At 65.0% G+C, this 3061-nt stretch carries 3 protein-coding genes; 2 read left to right on the top strand and 1 reads right to left on the bottom strand.

Translation table 11 applies throughout. The features are described 5' to 3' along the window. Positions 1–1647: serine/threonine protein kinase (locus tag EB084_22630; protein ID NDD31061.1), on the top strand; the 1647-nt coding region annotated here is incomplete at its 5' end. A 184-nt stretch (positions 1648–1831) separates the two neighbouring features. Next, entirely contained in the window at positions 1832–2326 is a 495-nt protein-coding gene (locus tag EB084_22635; protein ID NDD31062.1) for a universal stress protein, read from the top strand. Here the strand turns inward: EB084_22635 and EB084_22640 are convergent. Continuing rightward, positions 2323–2997 carry a hypothetical protein gene (locus EB084_22640; protein ID NDD31063.1) on the bottom strand — a complete coding sequence of 225 codons (675 nt, stop codon included), beginning with the start codon at positions 2995–2997 and terminating at the stop codon, positions 2323–2325. The two genes, EB084_22635 and EB084_22640, sit on opposite strands and share 4 nt — an antisense overlap. Between the last annotated feature and the right edge of the window lie 64 nt (positions 2998–3061).

Genomic DNA, 3061 nt, shown 5'->3' on the forward strand with positions numbered 1-3061 from the left:
CCCACCGTGCTGAGACCCGCTCCCGGAGACGTTCAAGGGGTCTATGTGCTCGACGCCAGAGACACCGACACCCCCATCATCAAGGCCACGCGCAACGGGTACGACGACATGTACCTGCGCTTCAGCCTGAAACAAGAAGCCGACGGCCCACGCTGGGAATGGACCTCGACCAATGCATCCGGCGAATACGTGCGCACCAACCCGAACGTTCCCGACATCAACAAGTGGCGCCGCGTGGCGGTGACCACCGACCGACCCGACGATGGTCCGCAGTTCTGGAAGACGCTTGCCATCGAGGGGCTGACGGCCGATCTCGGCGTCTGGCAGAAGGTTGACCCCGCCCTGAACAGCAGCCCCGACGCGCAGATCGAGTACGGGGCGGAGAGCTTCAGCGCGGTGCGGGCGCAGTCGTTCCGCCCGGGCACGGTCGTCATTCCCAACGCCTCTGCGCCAGAGCCCATCTTCGTCACCCGCCCGTGGTTCCACACCATCCAGATCAAGCTCGGTGGCGGCATTGCAGACAAGACATCCGTCGCCCTTCCCGCATTCAGCCCGCGCTACGGCCCGTTCAGCTATGTGGCGTTCGATGTCGCCATCGGGCTCGCTGGCCTGGCGCTGCTGGGGTGGTGGTTCGGCGTGAAGATGCCGGCCCGTCGCCGCCTGCGGCTCGAAGAGAATGCGCAGCGAGGTCTGGTGTCGCGCATCATCGAGCAGACCAGCGAGATGAAGGACCCCGCCGATCTGCCCCCGCTGCTGGGACAGACCCTGACCTGCAACAGCGGCGCATCGTTCGTGGTGCTCTCGCTGCTGGGAAGGGGCGGCATGGGCGCGGTCTTCGACGCGGTCTCTGACAGCCCGGAACGCCGGCAAGACGAGCACTGGGCCATCAAGGTCGTCTTCAGCGACGTGCTCGAAGACGCAGACAGCCGCGAGCGATTCAGACGCGAGGTCGCGGTGACGTCGCGGCTCAGCGACCCCAACATCGTGAAGGTTCTCGATTCCGGCCTCTACCAGAGCGGGTCGAAGGCCTGGCCGTTCATGGTCATGGAGAAGGTCGACGGCCGCGACCTGCGTGCCTACCTCGAAGACGGGAGCATCCAGAGCGTTCCCCTCGTCACCGTGCTCGACTGGATTCTCGAGACCCTGCACGCCCTGAAGACCGCCCACGCCGTGGGCGTCATCCACCGCGACCTGAAGCCCGACAACATCATGATCACCCGCAGCGGACACGCCAAGGTCATGGACTTCGGCATCGCGCGTCAGGTCGACGCCAAGACCCTCACCAAGACCGGCACCGCCATGGGCACGCCCGCCTACATGTCGCCGGAGCATCTCAACGCGAAAGACATCAGCCCCGCCGCCGACATCTACTCGATGGGGGTCATCATGTACGAGCTGCTCACGGGGAAATGGCCCTACGACACGGGAGAAGACGGCGCCACCGATGGCTGGCAGCTGCTGTCGAAGATGATGACCGACGACCCTGTGCCCATCGATACGCAGCGCACCGACCTCCCCGATGGCTTGGCGGAAGTGGTGATGCGCATGATCAACCCCTCGCTGAGCACGCGATATGCAAGCGCGGAGGCGGTGCTCGAGGCGATCTACCCCATCTACGACAGGCTTTCCCCGAACGAGAGAAAGTAGCCCTTGCCCCTGCAGCCATCTGCGAAACCACGGTTGAGGCCACACTGAGCCATTCTGCCACGTCAGCTGAACCTGCGCTGCCTGAGGCATAGACCCGGTTTGTCGCGACAAAGTCGCCACACGCCACGTCTGCAAGCCGTGACAAAGCCCCGCTGCGAGGGTACGCTGAACGTGAAGGGACGTGATGATCGTGAACATTCGCAACATCCTGGTGCCCACCGACCTGTCAGAGGCCTGCGACAAAGCCCTCGACTACGCGTCGCAGCTCGCAACGGTGTTCAATGCAACCCTCCATCTGCTGCACGTCATCGAGATGCCTGTGGTGGCCGACCCCATGCCTGGGAGCCTCATGTGGCCCTATCCGTCCGCCGCCGTGGTCGACGAGGCCCGTCGGTGCCTCGAGGACCTCCAGAAGCGCGTCAGTGTGCCCTCGACCGTCAGCGTCGAGCGGGGAGTGGCGTCAGAGTCGATTCTCGCCTACGCCAAGGAGAATGCCATCGACCTCATCGTGATGGCGACCCACGGTCGCCGTGGGTTTGCGCGCATGCTCGTGGGCAGCACAACGGAGACGGTGCTGCGGCGCGCCCCCTGCCCCGTGATCTCGATTCGACCCGAGAAGGCGGTGCAACCACCGGAGAGTGCACCTGCGGAAGCCGAGAAGAAGAAAGCCGAGACCTAGCCTCCCGTCGCCCCTCGTTTTGCTACAGAGATACCGGCGATGGTCACCCGGTCAGGCTCGTCAGAGATGGTCTGGACCTGGACCGGGCGTGCATTGGCCTGCCTCGTGGCCGCCAGCTCGGCGCTGATACGCTCTGTTGCGGTCTGCAACGCCACCTGGTAGCGCTGCTCGTCTCGTTGCACGGTAGCCGCCTGTGTCTCTCGCTTCTGATCGAGCTGGGCCTGGCAGGCACTGGCGTTCGCCTCGCCGCCTTTGCGCACGAGCCAGAGAGCCAGCGCGGGCACAACGAAGAAACCCGCCGCCATGCCCGCCAGCGCAGCGACGCCTGTGAGGCCGGAGTGGCTGAGAAGGACCATCGATCCCATGGCGCTCCCGCAGAATGCGAAGATGCCCCAGTTCGACATCGACCGCCTCACGTAGGCGTCGGTGTTCACCTGTTCCGCATTCACGGCCTCGAGCCTCGCCCGTGACGAAGCGAGCACCTGGGCAGCCTTTGCACAAGTCGGGTCTTTGAGGGCTCGGTCGAGCACCTCCATGGCGTCGGCGGCGGTGAGATGCGACACGAGCGCCCCCGCGCCCTCAGTCGATGGCGCGCTGGAGGCGGGCGCATATGAGGCGTGGAGCACCGCAGACGGTGCGACGGTACGAGCAATGGAAAGCATGGCGAGCAACCCTTCTGCGACATGTTGTCCCAGCGCCCTCGAAGAACCCTGAAACCCTTCACCGACCACCGTC

This window comes from Pseudomonadota bacterium (genome assembly GCA_010028905.1).
GTDB lineage: Bacteria > Vulcanimicrobiota > Xenobia > RGZZ01 > RGZZ01 > RGZZ01.